Genomic DNA, 15,466 nt, shown 5'->3' on the forward strand with positions numbered 1-15,466 from the left:
CATGCGGCGCAGCTTCTCCCTGCTGATGGCATGCGCAGCGATGGTGGTCGCGTCGCCGGTGTGTGCCCAGCCTGCCGTCCAGGCACTCGGCGCCGAGTTCTGGGCGTGGCGCGCGGTGGCGCAGCCTGCGACCAGCGACGATGTGCCCCGCATTGCCCGGCCGGCCGGGTGGACTCCCGACTGGTCGGCCGAGGCGGTGGCAGCGCAGAAGGCGAAGCTGGCCGCGTTCGAGCAGCGTTGGAAGGCGCTGGCCGGCGCCCCGCGCACGGTGCCGGAGACCGTGGATTATCGGCTCGTCGGATCGGCACTGGCGCGGGTGCGCTGGGAACTCGATCATGTGGCGGCGTGGAAGCGGCAGCCGCATTTCTATACGGCGCAGGCGCTCAACCCGATATTCGAAGTCCTGCTGCCTCCGCCGCCGGTCGCGCGCGGGCGCGTGGACGAGGTCAACCGGCTGCTCGAACGGGTGCCGGCAACGCTGCTGGCGGGGCAGGCCAATCTGACCGACATGCGCGGCCCGTTCGTCGATGTGGCGCTGCACCAGCTGGCGGACGTGCCGGCCAGCCTGCGCGGCATGGCGGCGGGGCTGGCGCCCTATGCCGATGCGCGGCAGCAGCGGCGGATGCAGGCGGCGGTGGCGCGGGCGATCACGGCGTTCGACGGCTATGCCCGGTTCCTGACGGCGCGGCGCAAGGGGCTGTCCGAAGCCACGGCGATCGGGCGCGACAGCTATCGCTATTTCCTCGATCGCGTCGCGCTCTATCCCTATTCGCCGGAGGAGCTGGCGCTGCTCGGGCGGCAGGAATGGTCGCGGGCGGTGCAGTTCGAGGCCGTCGAGCGCAACCGCAATCGCGACCTGCCGGAATTGCCCATCGGCGCCTCGATCGGCGCCGTCGTGTCGCGACTGGATGCCGAGGAGGCGAAGGTCCGCCGCTATCTGAAGGAGCAGCGGCTGCTGACCGTGCCCGATTGGGTGGGGCATTATCGTGCACAGCCATTCCCGGCCTATCTGGCGCCGATCGGCTGGTTGGGGCGCACCTTCGACCTGACGAGCGAGGCGCGGCGGGGGCAGGACGCGACGGTCTATCTGCCCGACCCGTCGCCCAAGCTCGGCTATTTCAACCTGTCGATCATGCGCGATCCGCGCCCGATCATCGTCCATGAAGGCGTACCGGGGCATTTCTTTCAGCTCAGCCTGAGCTGGGCGCATCCCGATCCGCTGCGGCGCCATTATTACGACAGCGGGGCGAACGAAGGCACCGGCTTCTATGCCGAGGAGATGATGCTCCAGGCCGGGCTGTGGGCCGATGCGCCCAAGACTCGCGAGATATTGTACAATTTCGCCCGGCTCCGCGCGCTGCGGGTCGAAGTCGATGTGCGGCTGGCGCTGGGTGAATTCACGATCGCGCAGGCGGCGGACTATCTGGAGGCGATGGTGCCGATGGACCGCGCGACGGCCGAGGAGGAAGCGACCTTCTTCGCCGCGGCGCCCGGACAGGCGATCAGCTATCAGATCGGCAAGGTCCAGACGCTGGAGTTCCTCGCCGAAGCAAGGGTTCGCGAAGGCAAGGCCTTCGATCTGCGCCGGTTTCACGACTATCTGTGGCTGAACGGCAATGTTCCGATCACGCTGCAGAAACAGGAATATCTTTCGATGGTCGGCGGAAAGTGACGGGGCACGGACTATGCGTTTGATTCGATTTACCGAGCCCGTATCGGGACTGTCTGCGCGGTGCGAGCTGCTGGACGCGGCGGCGCCCGAAAGCTGTGCGTTCCTGTGGGATCTCGCGACCCGCAAGGCGGCGTTCGAGGCGATGCACGCCATCTGGACCGGCCCCGAAATCTCGGTGCCGATGCCCGCGAGCACCTTGCCCGCCGGCATGGCCGCGCCGGCGATCCCGTTCGAGAACGCGACCTCCTATCCCGAAGCGGGCGACATCGTGCTCGCCTATCTGGCGGCGGGCAGCACCAGGGGGCTGCCACCGGGCGACTTTTATGACATCGGCGTCTTTTACGGTTCCGGTGGGCGGCTGTTGATGCCGTTCGGCTGGATCCAGGCGAATGTCTGCGCGCGCATCCTGCCCGAAGACCTGACCAAGGCGCAGGCCGATTGCCGCAGCATCCGCCGCAACGGCGCGTGCACCCTGTCCGTCGAGACCGTCTGAGGAGCGTGCCGCGATGAGCTATGCCGATGTGATGGCGCTGATGGGGAACTGGCTGCTGCCGGGCTCGCTGATCGCGGTGATGGCCTCGATGGGGCTTTCGCTGACCGCCGACGATTTCCGCCAGGTGTTCCGCAACAAGCGCGCGTTGATCTTCGGCGTATGCTCGATGCTGATCGTGCCGCCGCTGATCGGCGTGACGCTGGCGCTGACGGTGGCGCCGACCCCGGCGCTGGCAGTCGGTTTCGTGCTGCTGGCGACGACGCCGGGGGGCATGTTGTCGAACCTGTTCACCGACATGGCGAAGGGCGACCTGGCGCTGTCGATGTCGATGACGCTGCTGCTCAGCATGATCTATATCCTCGTCATCCCCTTTTACGCGCATTTCGCACTGCTCCATTTCATGGGACTGCGCGCCGATGTGGACGTGCCGATGGCGTCGTTCTTCTGGAACATCTTCTCGATCACGGTGCTGCCCGCCGCGACCGGATTCGTCGTCCGCGCGCTGCGCCCTGAATTTGCGATCTGGTTCAAACGCTACCTGAAGAACGGGGCGACGATCGTGCTGTTCACGTCGTTCGGCTTCATCCTGTTCGACCAGGTGCCCGTGCTGCGCCAGAATCTGGGCGCGTTGTTCTGGATCACGGTCACGCTCAACGTGGTGATGGTAGGCGTGGTGATGACGATCGTGCGCTTCGCCGGTTTCACGCGGCGCGAGAATATCGCGATCGGGATCGAGCATCTGATGCGGCAGGAGGGAACCGCGATCTTCATCGCCGTGACCATCGTGCACAATAACGAGATGTCGTTGCCGATGATCATGAACACGCCCGTCGCGCTGTGCGTCGTGCTGCTCTTCGTCGCCGTGGCGCGACGCAGCGAGCGGTCCGGCGCGGCGACGCCCGCAGTCGCCTAGCCGCCAACCGGAAAAATGACGCCCCCCAAGCGGGCGAAGTGGAAAGTTCGAAGTATGACAGTGTCCCGAGTTGCGGACGTCGCGGAGGCCCCGGTGGCGCCCCGCGCGTCGATTCCTTGCCGCATCCGCATGGCGCGCGGATGATGGAGCACCAGCCTGTCCGCACCAACCGGGGCCCGTCGTCATCGACGCTGTGGCGCGCGGCGGGGCCCGCCGGGCCGCGCCTGGAGCCGCTGCGCGCGGAAATCGAGACCGACGTACTCGTCATCGGCGGCGGTGTCGCGGGGCTGAGCACGGCGCTCCACCTTGCCGAAGCGGGCGTCGACGTCGTGCTGGTCGAGGCGAGCCAGCCGGGCGACGCTGCGACCGGGTGGAGCGGGGGGCTGATCGCGCCCGATTATATCCGCCACACGCCCGAGACGATCGGGCCCGTGCTGGGCCGGCAGGCGGCGGAACGGCTGACGCGGATGATCGGCACGTCGGGGGCGCGGGTGTTCGACCTGATCGCGCGGCATGCGATCGATTGCGACGCGCGCCAGGACGGGTTCTACACCCCCGCGCACACCGAAGCGCTGGCGACGAACCAGCGGCGATACGCGATGCAGTGGCACTCGCGCGGCTATCGCGTCGAGTTTGTCGAGGCGGCACAGGCGCGGCGGGCGCTGGGGGTTGAGCGTTATTGCGGCGCGCTGCGCTTTGCCGAGGGGGGCAGCCTCAATCCACTGGCCTATGCCCGCGGGCTTGCCCGCGCGGCGGTGGCGCAAGGCGCGCGCGTCCATGTGGAGAGCCCGGTTGCGGCGCTCACCCGCGAGGACGGGCGCTGGATCGCGCGGACGGCCGGGGGCGCAGTGGCGGCGCGGCGGGTGGTGCTGGCTGCCAATGGCGGCAACGCGGCGCTGCATCCCGCGCTGCGCCGCACGGCATTGCCGCTGCACGTCGTCCAGTTCGCGACGGCACCGCTTTCCAGCGACGAGCGCGCGCATATCCTGCCCGAAGGCGGGGCGTTCACCGACAAGGTGCCCTACCTCTTCACCGCCCGCTATGACGGTGAGGGGCGGCTGATCTCCGGCTATCCGCTGTCGTACCTCGTGCGCGGCGCAAAGGGGCATCTGCGCGAGGCGCGGCGGCGGCTAAGTGCGCATTTCGCGGGGATGGAGCACCCGCAGATCGACTATCTGTGGGAAGGCGTCGCCTGGGTGAACCCGAGCCTGCTGCCCGAGCTGTACGAAATGCCCGATGACGTGCTGGCGATCCAGGCGGACAATGGCCGGGGACTGTCGACCAACACCGCGATCGGGATCGAAGTCGCGGCAATGCTGGCGACGGGAAACCGCGACGCGCTGTCGATCACGCCGCGCACACCGGCGCCGATCCGAATGCACGGTGCGGCGGCCATGCTGCCCAAGCTGCTGATGTCGATGGCGTATCTGTCCACCTGACGCGGATCAGGGCGCCAGCGGCTCCAGATTGTCGTGGAGCTGGTTGAGCAGGGCGATCAGCTGCTCGAACGCGTCGGGTTCGAGCCCGGTAATCAGATGCTCGTACACCGGCGCCGTGACCTTGCGCGCCTGGCGCAGCTTCGCCTGGCCGGTGGCGGTCAGGGCGACGAGGGTGACGCGCGCATCGTCTTCGCTGGGCGTGGCCGTGACCAGTTCGGCGGCAGCCATGCGCTGGACGATCCGCGTCATCGTGGACAGGTTGATGACGGCGGCGTCGGCGATCTCGCGGGTGCCGCGCGGGGATTGCTCGCCCAGGATCATCAGGACGCGCCAGTTCGGAATATCCAGTCCGATCGCCCGCAGCCGGGCGTCGATGATGCTGTTATACCGCCCGACCAGCCGATTGAGGAGATAGAAGGGGTAGCGCGCGACGCGGAAATCGGGCGTCCCCGGATTCCCCGATCGAAACGCATCCATGCCCCGTCCTTTCCCATGCCCGCCCGGCGCCGGGCTTCGCGCACGCCTTCGTCGGTCCGGGGGAATTTTACAACACCCACCGGACCGGACGCCGTGTCAGGATGCGAGCGCGGCCTCCAGCGCGTCACCATGCTCGTCGGCAAGCGCCGCTTCGCGTATCGCGCGGATGGCGGAGGGAGGGAGACCACCCGCGCGATAGCGTTCGATGATCCGGCGATAGCTGGTCAGGCCGCGGGCGAACGTGTCGCCATAGCCCTTGATCAGCCGCTGGCACCGGACCAGCTCGATCGCGGTATCGGGATCGGCGGCGCGCACCAGTGCCAGCCATTCCTCGATCCGCGCCTGTTCCTCGGCATAGCGCGGCGTCCCGCGCCGCCAGCGCCGCATCCCGGCGAGCAGCGACAGCAGCACGAACCAGCGCAGCCGCGTCGTCTCGACATGGCGCCCCTTGCGGAACAGCGGTTCCAGCCGGCGCGACAGCGCGTCGCTTGCCAGGATGCGGCGGCCGATGCCGACGGGCAGCGTCTCGCAAATCTCTTCGAGCCGGGGGTGCATATATTCGGTGAGGTGGACGATCTGATCGTCCTTGGCCTTCACTTCGCTGCGGACGCGCGCGAAGCGGGTTTCGCGGACCTTGAGGTCGGCGACGCGGATCGTGTCCTCATACGACATCCATAGCGCGAGGTGCCGTGCTGCCTCGCGCGCCAGCGCGCCACCGGCGCACAGCGCCTCCAGCCGATCGAGGTACAGCGCGGCATAGGCGGCGTCCTGATAGTCCATCAGCCGCCGCACCCCCTCGATCGCAAAGGCGTGTGCCTCGGGCGGCAGGGTGGTGCGGATGCGATCGACGAAGGCGCGCCCGGCCTTGCTGCGCGGCTCGGGCAGCGGGGAGGGGGCGGGGGCGGCATCCACCAGACCGTCGCGCGCGGCGTCGAAGCCGATCGCGAAACCGCGCAGATTCGCATCCACGGCCTTGCCGCCCGCGCGGATCGCCTGCTCGAACATCTCGCGCGCAAAGGGCAGGGCGCCGCTGCCCGCCAGCGCGCCGAACATCACCGAGCTGATGACGCTGCCGGCCCGTTCGGAGGCGGCGTCCATGTCGAAGCCGATGAAGCGGCGGGCGCGTTCGTTTGCGGCGGCGATGATCCGATCCGCGCTGGCGCGGCCGTCGCCCATCGCCGATTTCTCCGAGATCGCGAAGACGCGGTGGGTGGAGCCGATCAGCACGGTGCGGTCGCGCGTCACGAAGCCGCGCAGGATCGCACGGCCTGCCTCCATCAGTTCCGACGCGACCACGACATCGACATCGCCCGGCACGGGAGTCAGCGCCAGCACCGGCGCGGCGCGGCCGTGATCCGGGATCATCTCGACATAATAGATGGTGGCACCGGTGCGCTGGGCCACGCCGGGGACCGAAGTGCCTTGAGTCACGAAGCCGTTCGCCGCGCCGAGCTGGACGATCCAGTCCGTGAGCACGCCGCCGCCCTGGCCACCCAGCCCGAGCACGGCGATGGTGATGCGGTCGCGCGCCATCAAAACGCCCTCGCCGCAAGGGAGCGCGTCGCGCGCCGTTGCCATGCGCCGATCGCCCAGCTGCGGATGCGCTGTTGCAGCCGGTCGCGCCGGTTGGGATTGGCGATGATCCGCGCCTTGTAGAAGGATGGGCACAGCACCGCCGCATGGCTGACCTCGCCGCATACGCCACAGCCGACACAGCTGTTCTCGACATGCGCGATCGGGTCTTCCCGCAGCGGATCGGGATTGGGCTTGATGGTCAGCGAGGGGCAGCCCGACAGGCGGATACAGCTGTGATCGCCGGTGCAGGTGTCGGGATCGACGCCGAAGCGCTCGCGCACCACGCGCTTGCCCGATTTCAGTGCCTTGGCCATCAGCGGCTTGATGCGGCGCTGGCGGTTGAGCTGGCATTCGGACTGGGCGACGATGACCTTCGGCCCCTTTTCGGGGGCGGTGAGCGCCTCGCGGATCGCGTCGCGCATGCCGGCCACGTCGTAGGTTCGCGTCAGCGTGCGCGCCCAGCCGATGCCGACGCCGCGCACCGCGCGTTCGATCGGGTTGTTGGTGCGGCGATTGGGGTTCTGTGCCTTGGACGACAATATGTCCTGGCCGCCGGTGGCCGCCGAATAGCCGTTGTCGACGATGATCGTGAGATTGTCGTCCTGGTTGAACACCGCGTTGCCGATCCCCGAGGTCAGGCCGTTATGCCAGAAGCCGCCATCCCCCATGATCGCGATCGCCCGCTTGTCGCGCGGCTTGAACGCGGAGGCGCCGGCGGTCCCGAGGCCGTAGCCCATGGTCGTGTTGCCGATATGGAAGGGCGGCAGGATCGAGAAGAGGTGGCAGCCGATGTCGGCGGAGACGTGGAACTGGCCCAGTTCCTTCTGCACGAGCTTCATCGCCGAGAAGATCGGGCGTTCGGGGCAGCCGGTGCAGAAGCCCGCCGGGCGCGGCGGCACCGCGCTGGCGGGCAGCGGGGCGGGGGCGGGGGCCGGCGTCTCTGCAGGGGCGCGCTCGGGGGCGTATTGGCGCAGGAACGCCGCCACGCCGTCGCGGATCACGCTGCCGCTATACTCGCCGGCGCGCGGCAGCACGTCCTTGCCGACGATGCGGGTGTTCAGGTCGGCGCGGCGCACCAGCGTGTTCAGTTCATGCTCGATGAACTCGGGCTGCCCTTCCTCCACCACCAGCACCGCGCGCTTGCCCGCGCAGAAGGCCTGCACTTCGTCGGGAAGCAGCGGATAGGTGACGTTGAGGACGTAGATCGGCAGCGCGGCGTTGCCATAGGCATCCGAAAGGCCGAGCAGTTCCAGCGCGCGGTTGAGCGAGTTGAACAGCCCGCCCTGAACGATGATGCCGATCTCGTCCGTCTCGGTGCCGAAATGCTCGTTGAGGCCATGTTCGCGCACGAATGCGAGCCCGGCGGGCCAGCGCTTCTCGATCTTCTCGACTTCGTGGAGGAAATTGGCGGGGGGCAGGACGATGCGGTCGACGTCGCGCACCGGGCTTTCGGCCGCCTCGGCCACGGTCAGCGGCGGGCGGCGATTGTCGCGCGCGACGAAGCTGCCGGTGACGTGGCACGCACGCACGCGCAGCTCGAGCATCACCGGGGTGTTCGACGCCTCCGACAGCGCGAACCCCTTTTCCACCATGTCGACGATCACCGGCAGGCTGGGGCGCGGATCGAGCAGCCACATCTGCGATTTCATCGCGAACGCATGCGTGCGCTCCTGCATGATCGACGAGCCTTCGCCATAATCCTCGCCCAGGATGATGAGCGCGCCGCCGGTGACGCCGCCCGATGCGATGTTCGACAGCGCATCGGAGGCGACGTTGGTGCCGACCACCGATTTCCACGCCACTGCGCCGCGCAGCGGATAATTGACCGACGCGGCCAGCATCGCCGCCGCCGTTGCCTCGCTTGCCGAGGATTCGAAATGGACGCCCAGTTCGCGCATCAGATCGTTTGCGTCGGCGAAGACGTCCATCAGATGGCTGATCGGCGATCCCTGATAGCCGCCGACATAGGCGACGCCCGCCTGGAGCAGCGCCTTGGTGACTGCGAGGATGCCTTCGCCATGAAAGACGTCGCCCTCGCCGAGCCGGAGCTGCTCGACTTCCGCTTTGAACGAGCGTTCCGCCATCCGATCAGCCCGCGACCAGCGCGAGCACGCGCAGCGGGCTGCCCGATCCGCCCTTGATCTTGAGCGGGGTGGCGATGACCAGGCTGCCGGTGGGGGGCAGCAGGTCGAGATTTTCCAGGCACTGGAGCCCGTAGCGGCCGGCCGCGTGGAACAGCGTGTGCGCCGGATAGGCGGGGTCGAGCAGATGCGCCTGTCCCGCGTCGGTGCCGATCGTCTCGACCCCCAGCCCGTGGGCGTCGCGTTCATCGACCAGGAAGCGCACCGCCTCTGCCGAGGGGCCGGGGGTGTGCGCACCATCCTCGCGGCGGTTGGTATAGTCCTCGACCGAGCGTTTCGACCAGTCGGTGCGCAGCAGGATCCAGCTGCGCGGCGGGATGCGGCCGTGCGCGGCTTCCCATGCCTCGATATCGGCGACCGTCAGCAGGTAATCGGGGTTTTCCGACGCCTTGGCCGAGATGTCGATCACGACGGCGGCGGCGATGAAATCCGCCGGGGGGACAGTGTCGACGGCGTTGTTCGGCAGGTCCTTGCCGGTGATCCAGTGCACCGGGGCGTCGAAATGCGTGCCGGTATGTTCGCTGACGGTGAAGTTGTTCCAGTACCAGGCGACGCCGCGTTCGTCGTAGCGCGAAATCTCTTCCTGGCTGAAGGCGGCGCACTGGCCGAATTCGGGGGGCAGGACCAGTGTGGGCGTGTCCGGCGACAGCGTCTGGGTGAGGTCGACGGTGCGGATCGTGCCCGAGGCGATCCCGGCGGCAAACAACTCAAGCGTCTGGCTGGTCATGGATGTCTCTCCCTGATGCCGGAACTATGACTCGTAAAACGTGCATATGCAAGTTTATCCGGCACGCGATTTTTGCGCGCCGAACGGCACGGCGGCGCGAGCGCAGGGAAGCAACTGGTGCCCGCCGCGTCAAGCAAACCGCGACTTAAATCATGTGTATTTGAGCATAAAGTGGCGCGATGGCGCCGCTCCGGGGGCACCGCCACTCCGTTCTTGAACGAGGTGCGCTATCCCGATGCCTTTTTCCGTGCGTTGGAGTATCGGCGCCGCCAAGGGGCTGGCCTTGGCCCCGCGCCGTCCGTCATGCGAGTGCGGACGGCAATACGGCGGGGGAGGGCCCGGCGCGTCGAGCCGCGCCGGGTGCCCGGTTCCTTATTCGATCGGCAGTTTGCTCAGGTTCGCGCTGATCTTCTGGAGCGTGCGGAGCAGGTGGGCGATGTCGCGGTCGCTGACCCCTTCCATCGCGCGGGCGAACTGGCGGCCGACGATCGGCGTGAGCTTGCGCAGCTTCTGCTGGCCGGCGGGCGTCAGCGTCACTTCGGTGATGCGGTTGTCTTCGGGATTGGGCTCGGTGGTCACCAGCCCCTGTTCGATCATCCGGTCGATGATGCGGCTGACCGTGGAGCGCTTGGTCAGCGCGGCTTCGGCAACCGCGCCGATGCTGGCGGGCTGGCGTTCGCGCAGCACGGTCATCACGCGATAAATGGGTTTGGACACGTCGTGCTTGTGCAGCACCTTGTCCATGTCCTCATGATATTTGAAATCGGCGTGCGCCATCAGATAAAAGGGCGAGTTTTCCAGTCGGAACGCGGGGTCGCTGGGGTCGTAATTGTTTCGTTTTTCCATCGGGTCCTCTGCCATGCCCCTCGATTTCTTGACCGACCGTACCCTCAGCTTGCCAGCCTTTGGGCATTCCGATCAAGCCCGCTGCGGCATGGCGACGCCCCAGCGGCGGGGTGGAGCGCGGAATTAGCGGAAAGCATGTGCTTTTGCACCTATTTTTGCGGGGGTATTCCCTTGGCGGGAGGTGCGCTTTCATTCGACATTTGGTTTCGCAATTGGCTTTTCGATCAGCATATTGTTGCATGATATTCGCACGAAAGAATGCCAAATGCACAAACGCCCGCATCGGGGGCGATGCGGGCGCTGCAGTGCAGAACGAAAAAAAGGGCGGCGGATCAGCCGATGGCGGCGATGGCCTCTATTTCGACCAGGAAATCCGGAAGCGCGAGCGTCGGCACGCCCAGGAAGGTATTGGGCGCAGGCGTCGCGCCTTCGTAAAAGGCGCCGATTTCGCCCAGCACCGCCCCCAGCTTGTCGGGGCTGTGATTGACGACATAGGTGCGCAGCCGGACGATGTCTGCCGGGGTCGCGCCGGCTTCGGCGAGCACGGCCTTCAGATTGGCGAGTGCCTGTCGCGTCTGCGCGGCCAGATCGTCGCCGCCGACAACGTTGCAATCCTTGTCCCACGCCACCTGCCCGGCGAGGTGGAGCGTCTTGCCCCCTTCCTGGAGCGCGGCGTGCGAAAAGCCATAGCCGACGGCGTCGTACAGCGTGCTCGGATTGATCTTGGTATTCGGCATCGGTCGGTTCTCCGGGGTTCGCAAATCAGTCGACGATTTCGAGCTGGTGGCCAAAGGGGTCGAGGACATAGACGTTCTTCTTACCCGCCAGCGGCCCGGCATCGATGTGGATCGTCTCGAGCGGGGTGCAGCCATGCGCGGCGAGATAGGCGATCGCCTTGTCCACATCGTCGACCTTGAGCCCCAGGTGATGCCCGCCGCGATCGCAGTTGCGCGGCAGATCCTGCCGGCGGTCATCGGGCTTGTCATATTGGACGAGTTGGAAGTTGAGGTTGTCGGTCAGCTTGAGCATCGCGAGCGTCAGCCGCGCGCCCGGCACGCCGACATGGGTTTCCATCCAGTCGCGTCCCTGATCGTCCAGCGGAATTTCGGCGGCGTCGATCGGTCCCATGCGGAACAGCTCCTCCGCGCCGATCACGTCGCGGTAAAAGGCGATGGCTGCCTCCAGGTCCGGGACTGTCCACGAAATGTGATCGACCGAGAGGAAATTGGGCTTTTCGGGCGCGACGGGCATGCGGGACTCCATCTGGTGTCCGGCCAGTGTGCGGGGTGGTTGCCGCGCCTGCAACGCAACGAAACTGCAAAGATCGTTGCCCTGGGCGCAACGATCAGTCGGCGGCGAGATCGCCGATCGCAATCGGCCGCGCCGGAAAGCGCGCGGTGAAGCCCGGATCGGGCGTGCCGAGCATCCGCAACAGGCTGGGCTCGCAATTGCGCCCTTGGCATGCGCCCATGCCGCAGCGCGTGGCAAGCTTGATCGCGTTGGCCGATCCCCCGGCGGAGACGGCCTGCACCAGCGCGGCGTGCGACACGTCCTCGCAGCGGCAGATCAGCGTCGCCGCGTCGGGCGCGGGGAAGTGGTCGCGCGGATCGGCGATGGCGTCGAGTGTCGCTGCGAATGCCCGGTGGCGGGCCAGCGCGCGGCGCGGCGCGGCAGCCGCGCGTTCGGCGCTGGGCGTATCCAGCCGCGCCAGATCGTGCGCGATCCCGATCCCCGCCAGCGTACCGCCCGCCATCGCGGCGGCGGCCCCCGCGACGCCGATCGTCTCGCCGGCTGCGAAAACGCCTTCTACGCTCGTGCGCATCCACTGGTCGATAACGCAGCGCCAGCCGCCGGCCGGGCCGGCGGGTTCCACCGCCGCGCCCAGCATCCGGGGCAGTGCCGATTGCGGGACGAAGCCATAGCAGAGCCCCACGGCGTCGCACGCGACGGTCCCTGCCGTGGTCGCGATGCCGCTGACCTGCGTATCGCCCAGCAGCGCAGTCACACCCGTGCCGTAGTGCACCGGCACGCCCGCCCGCCGCAATGCCGCCAGCGCTGCCTGTCCCGCGAACAGGTCGCCCATGCGACGGAGTGCCGCCGGGACGTTGCGCAGTAGCGGCGCGAGCATTGCCGCGCGCGACTGGGCAAAGAACACGCCGGCCACCGTGCCGCCGCTGCGGACGACCTGTTCGGCGATCACGAGTTGCAGTGGGTGCGTGCCCGCCAGTGCGATGCGCGCGCCGGCCAGCATCTGCTGGCTCTTGAGCAGCGCCTGGACACCCCCGGCCGAATAGACGCCGGGCAGCGTCCAGCCCGGCAGTGGCACGGCCAGATCCTGGCACCCTGCCGCGATCAGGATGCGACGGGCGGAGACGGCGCGGGCGCCATCGGGTCCGTGCAGCAGCAGCGCGCCGGGATGGATGTCGATTACCGAATGGCCGCCTAGCCACGCCACCCCGGGCAGCGCCGAGAACGCGGCCAGCTGGGCGTGGAGCGCGCGATAGCTGCGCCCGGTCAGCCAGTCCGCGACGTGGAACGCGCGCGGCGGCTGGCGCAGGATCTGGCCGCCGGGGCGATGCTGTTCGTCGATCACGGCGGTCGACAGCCCCTGCGCCGCCAGCACGATCGCTGCCGCCTGTCCCGCCGGGCCGCCGCCGACGATCGCCACATCGACCGACAGGGGCTCAGCCATGCGTCGAGACCTCAAGCCCGTCCTGCGCCTCGACCAGGCAGGCACGAACCCGCCGGCCGTTCGCCACCAGCGTGACCATGCACTCGCAGCAGGTGCCCATGTTGCAGAACATGCCGCGCGGCTGCCCCTGGCTGTCGCGCCGGAACGCCATGTGCCCCGCCGCCAGCATGGCAGCGGCCACCGCCTCGCCCGCGAAACAGGCGATGCGCTCGCCATCGACGATCAGGGTTATGGGATTGCCGCGCGTCACGCGGGGTTCGATGCGAGTGGCGCTCATCCCATGAATCCGTTCAGATGCTCGAAGCGGGCGGGGGAGATCACGTCCAGTTCCGGGGCCGGTGTCCCTGCCATGGCCTGCGCCATCAGTCGTGCGAAGGTGAGCCCGAGGGTGAAGGCCGATCCGCCCGCCGCGACCCACAGGCCCGGCATCCGGGGCACTTCGCCGACGATCGGCAACTGGTCGGCGGAGATCGCGGTTACGCCGGTCCAGGACCGGATCAGGTCCAGCCGCGCCATCTGCGGCACCACGTCGATCGCCGCGCGCAGATTGCCGGAGAGCGAGTCCGGCAGCATCTCGGCCCGGCGCGACACGTCGAATCCGCCGTCCGGCAACTGGGCGAGCCGCGAGGGCCAGCCGCCGCCGATCAGGATATTGCCGGCATGGGTCTGCTTGAGCGAAAGTCGGCGGCCGACATGCTGGATCAGGTGCGGCACGGTGGGCGCGGTGCGTGCGCTGGCGTTCATCAGCAGCGCCACGGGATAGAGCGGCATATGGATATTGGCGAGCGCCGCCACGGCTGCGCTCCACGCGCCCGCCGCGATCAGCACGCGGTCGGCGGCGAGCGTGAATCCGTCGCCCTCGACCAAGAAACGGCCCGGCTCGCGCGCGATGCGCCGGACGGGAGAGCGGGTGCGCAGGTGCGCGCCGGCGGCCTGCGCGGCGTCGGCCAGCGCGGGCGTGACGATGCGCGGATCGGCATGGCCTTCGTCACTGGAAAAGTTCGCCGCGAGGATCGTGGGCGAGAGATAGGGCGCAATCGCCCGCGCGCTCGCCCCGTCCAGCGTGCGGACGGCAAGCCCCTGGCGCGATTCGACGCTGGCCTTGCGTTCGAGCAGGGCGACCTGATCTGGCGTCTCGGCGACCATCAGGCCGCCCTGCATCGACACATGCAGGTCGGCGCCCAGCGCGCCCTCGATCCCGCCCCAGTCCTCGACCGCAAGGCGGCTGAGCGCGACGATGCTGGCGGCCTGTTCGGTCAGCGTCTCGCCCCCCTCCAGGAACCGGCGCTCGATCTGGAAATGGAGCGAGCCGGCGTTCTGCCCCGACGCACCGGCATTCAGGTCCCCCGCCTCGAACAGCGCGACCGACGCACCGGCCTGCGCGAGGCGCCACGCCGTCGCGCACCCGATCAGCCCGCCGCCAAGGATCGCCACGTCCGCCCGCTGCATGGCGCCTCAAATGCGCCCGAGCGCGACCAAAGTCTCGCGGATTCGCTCCGCGTCTTCGGGGGAAACGTCGCGCAGCGGGCGGCGGACATAGCCCCCCGGCAGCCCCTGCGCGTTGAGCGCGGCCTTCAGGATCGCCGGCCCCGATCCGAACCGGCCCACCAGTTCGGGCGTGTACCAGTCGTCCAGGATCGCCCGGTCCTGCCGCCCGCACGCCCGCGCGCCGTCGATGTCGCCGGCCCACAGCTTGTTGTAGAAATCGGGATGGGTGCGGCCCAGCACGGCGCCCGCGCCCATCGTGCCGTCGCCCCCGCGCGCCTCAAGCAGCGCGAGGCCATGCTCGTCCATCGTGTGGCCGAAGATGCGCACGCGATCGTTGAGCGCGAAGAAGGTGTTGACGAAGCGGCGCAGGTCGCTGGTCGACTGCTTGATCGCGACGACATTCTCCAGCGCGGCGATGCGTTCCAGCAGCGCCAGCGGCATGTCGATCCCCGTGCCCGGCGGCCAGTTGTACACGCAGATCGGCAGCCGGCTTTCCGCCGAGATGTCGGCGTAGAAGCCAAGGATCTCCTCGTGCGAGGGCCGGTAATAGGGCGGGGGGGTGACGAGGATGCCGTCGAACCCGCTGTCGGCGGCATGGTCCGCCAGTGCGATCACTTCGCGCGCGGTGAACGCCGTGCACCCTGCGAGCAGCGGCAGCTTGCCCCGCAACTGCGCACCCGCCGCGGTGAACAGCGCGGCACGCTCGCCATGCGACAGGCTGGGCCATTCGCCGGTGGTGCCGGCGAGCAGCAGCCCGTGCATCCCCTCAGCGTGCAGCCATTCGAGCAGCGCGCCCAGCGCCGGCAGGTCGAGGTTGCGCTGCGCATCGAACGGCGTGGTGATGGCGGGGATATAGCCTCGCCAGTCCGTGCGCGATCGCTTGGTCGTCAATATACTGTCCCCCAGGGATTTTCGTTCTGCGGTTTTACTTTGAACCGGATTACGGCAACCGTCATTCGCGGCAAGGGCAACGAAAGGCGAATATCGTTGCGTTGTGCGCAAG

Annotated in this window: 15 protein-coding genes; 4 read left to right on the forward strand and 11 right to left on the reverse strand. The window is 68.2% G+C overall.

The window, feature by feature from the left end:
* The first annotated feature begins 1 nt into the window (after position 1).
* The 4 genes from ACG3SL_RS04410 (at position 2) to ACG3SL_RS04425 (ending at position 4,517) form a co-directional block, all read left to right on the forward strand.
* Entirely contained in the window at positions 2-1,672 is a 1,671-nt protein-coding gene (locus ACG3SL_RS04410) for a DUF885 family protein (RefSeq protein WP_448663930.1), read from the forward strand.
* 13 nt (positions 1,673-1,685) lie between these two features.
* Positions 1,686-2,165 carry a DUF3830 family protein gene (locus ACG3SL_RS04415; protein WP_448663931.1) on the forward strand — a complete coding sequence of 160 codons (480 nt, stop codon included), beginning with the start codon at positions 1,686-1,688 and terminating at the stop codon, positions 2,163-2,165.
* Between the two features lie 13 nt (positions 2,166-2,178).
* Positions 2,179-3,078, forward strand: coding sequence for a bile acid:sodium symporter family protein (locus ACG3SL_RS04420; protein WP_448663932.1), 900 nt, complete (start codon positions 2,179-2,181; stop codon positions 3,076-3,078).
* Between the two features lie 140 nt (positions 3,079-3,218).
* Positions 3,219-4,517, forward strand: a complete 1,299-nt coding sequence (locus tag ACG3SL_RS04425; protein ID WP_448663933.1) for an NAD(P)/FAD-dependent oxidoreductase — start codon at positions 3,219-3,221, stop codon at positions 4,515-4,517.
* 6 nt (positions 4,518-4,523) lie between these two features.
* Here the strand turns inward: ACG3SL_RS04425 and ACG3SL_RS04430 are convergent, their stop codons facing one another.
* From ACG3SL_RS04430 to ACG3SL_RS04480, 11 genes are all read right to left on the reverse strand, one after another.
* A complete protein-coding gene (locus tag ACG3SL_RS04430) occupies positions 4,524-4,994 on the reverse strand; it encodes a MarR family winged helix-turn-helix transcriptional regulator (RefSeq protein WP_448663934.1) in 471 nt (156 codons plus the stop codon).
* 96 nt (positions 4,995-5,090) lie between these two features.
* On the reverse strand, positions 5,091-6,527 hold the full coding sequence (locus ACG3SL_RS04435) for an indolepyruvate oxidoreductase subunit beta family protein (protein ID WP_448663935.1): 1,437 nt from the start codon (positions 6,525-6,527) through the stop codon (positions 5,091-5,093).
* Positions 6,527-8,653: a thiamine pyrophosphate-dependent enzyme gene (locus ACG3SL_RS04440; protein ID WP_448663936.1), complete on the reverse strand. Its 2,127-nt coding sequence runs from the start codon at positions 8,651-8,653 to the stop codon at positions 6,527-6,529. The genes ACG3SL_RS04435 and ACG3SL_RS04440 overlap by 1 nt, the downstream gene beginning before the upstream one ends.
* 4 nt (positions 8,654-8,657) lie before the next feature.
* Complete coding sequence (locus tag ACG3SL_RS04445) at positions 8,658-9,437, reverse strand: cyclase family protein (protein ID WP_448663937.1); 780 nt, start codon at positions 9,435-9,437, stop codon at positions 8,658-8,660.
* Positions 9,438-9,809: 372 nt separating this feature from the next.
* Positions 9,810-10,283: a MarR family winged helix-turn-helix transcriptional regulator gene (locus tag ACG3SL_RS04450; RefSeq protein WP_448663938.1), complete on the reverse strand. Its 474-nt coding sequence runs from the start codon at positions 10,281-10,283 to the stop codon at positions 9,810-9,812.
* A gap of 332 nt (positions 10,284-10,615) precedes the next feature.
* On the reverse strand, positions 10,616-11,020 hold the full coding sequence (locus tag ACG3SL_RS04455) for a RidA family protein (protein WP_448663939.1): 405 nt from the start codon (positions 11,018-11,020) through the stop codon (positions 10,616-10,618).
* A gap of 25 nt (positions 11,021-11,045) precedes the next feature.
* Positions 11,046-11,534, reverse strand: coding sequence for a VOC family protein (locus ACG3SL_RS04460; protein ID WP_448663940.1), 489 nt, complete (start codon positions 11,532-11,534; stop codon positions 11,046-11,048).
* Positions 11,535-11,628: 94 nt separating this feature from the next.
* Entirely contained in the window at positions 11,629-12,975 is a 1,347-nt protein-coding gene (locus tag ACG3SL_RS04465; protein ID WP_448663941.1) for an FAD/NAD(P)-dependent oxidoreductase, read from the reverse strand.
* Positions 12,968-13,252 (reverse strand): 2Fe-2S iron-sulfur cluster-binding protein, encoded by a 285-nt coding sequence (locus ACG3SL_RS04470; RefSeq protein ID WP_448663942.1) that lies wholly within the window; start codon positions 13,250-13,252, stop codon positions 12,968-12,970. Before ACG3SL_RS04470 ends, ACG3SL_RS04465 begins: the two co-directional genes overlap by 8 nt.
* Positions 13,249-14,424 carry an NAD(P)/FAD-dependent oxidoreductase gene (locus ACG3SL_RS04475; RefSeq protein ID WP_448663943.1) on the reverse strand — a complete coding sequence of 392 codons (1,176 nt, stop codon included), beginning with the start codon at positions 14,422-14,424 and terminating at the stop codon, positions 13,249-13,251. The genes ACG3SL_RS04470 and ACG3SL_RS04475 overlap by 4 nt, the downstream gene beginning before the upstream one ends.
* A gap of 6 nt (positions 14,425-14,430) precedes the next feature.
* Positions 14,431-15,354: a dihydrodipicolinate synthase family protein gene (locus ACG3SL_RS04480; protein WP_448663944.1), complete on the reverse strand. Its 924-nt coding sequence runs from the start codon at positions 15,352-15,354 to the stop codon at positions 14,431-14,433.
* Between the last annotated feature and the right edge of the window lie 112 nt (positions 15,355-15,466).

The sequence above is a fragment of the Sphingomonas degradans genome (genome assembly GCF_053502645.1).

Excerpts from the sequence above, each read along its gene's own strand:
- ACG3SL_RS04410 (WP_448663930.1), top strand. The coding sequence starts at position 2 with ATGCGGCGCAGCTTCTCCCTGCTGATGGCATGCGCAGCGATGGTGGTC.
- ACG3SL_RS04415 (WP_448663931.1), top strand. The coding sequence starts at position 1,686 with ATGCGTTTGATTCGATTTACCGAGCCCGTATCGGGACTGTCTGCGCGG.
- ACG3SL_RS04420 (WP_448663932.1), top strand. The coding sequence starts at position 2,179 with ATGAGCTATGCCGATGTGATGGCGCTGATGGGGAACTGGCTGCTGCCG.
- ACG3SL_RS04425 (WP_448663933.1), top strand. The coding sequence starts at position 3,219 with ATGATGGAGCACCAGCCTGTCCGCACCAACCGGGGCCCGTCGTCATCG.
- ACG3SL_RS04430 (WP_448663934.1), bottom strand. The coding sequence starts at position 4,994 with ATGGATGCGTTTCGATCGGGGAATCCGGGGACGCCCGATTTCCGCGTC.
- ACG3SL_RS04435 (WP_448663935.1), bottom strand. The coding sequence starts at position 6,527 with ATGGCGCGCGACCGCATCACCATCGCCGTGCTCGGGCTGGGTGGCCAG.
- ACG3SL_RS04440 (WP_448663936.1), bottom strand. The coding sequence starts at position 8,653 with ATGGCGGAACGCTCGTTCAAAGCGGAAGTCGAGCAGCTCCGGCTCGGC.
- ACG3SL_RS04445 (WP_448663937.1), bottom strand. The coding sequence starts at position 9,437 with ATGACCAGCCAGACGCTTGAGTTGTTTGCCGCCGGGATCGCCTCGGGC.
- ACG3SL_RS04450 (WP_448663938.1), bottom strand. The coding sequence starts at position 10,283 with ATGGAAAAACGAAACAATTACGACCCCAGCGACCCCGCGTTCCGACTG.
- ACG3SL_RS04455 (WP_448663939.1), bottom strand. The coding sequence starts at position 11,020 with ATGCCGAATACCAAGATCAATCCGAGCACGCTGTACGACGCCGTCGGC.
- ACG3SL_RS04460 (WP_448663940.1), bottom strand. The coding sequence starts at position 11,534 with ATGCCCGTCGCGCCCGAAAAGCCCAATTTCCTCTCGGTCGATCACATT.
- ACG3SL_RS04465 (WP_448663941.1), bottom strand. The coding sequence starts at position 12,975 with ATGGCTGAGCCCCTGTCGGTCGATGTGGCGATCGTCGGCGGCGGCCCG.
- ACG3SL_RS04470 (WP_448663942.1), bottom strand. The coding sequence starts at position 13,252 with ATGAGCGCCACTCGCATCGAACCCCGCGTGACGCGCGGCAATCCCATA.
- ACG3SL_RS04475 (WP_448663943.1), bottom strand. The coding sequence starts at position 14,424 with ATGCAGCGGGCGGACGTGGCGATCCTTGGCGGCGGGCTGATCGGGTGC.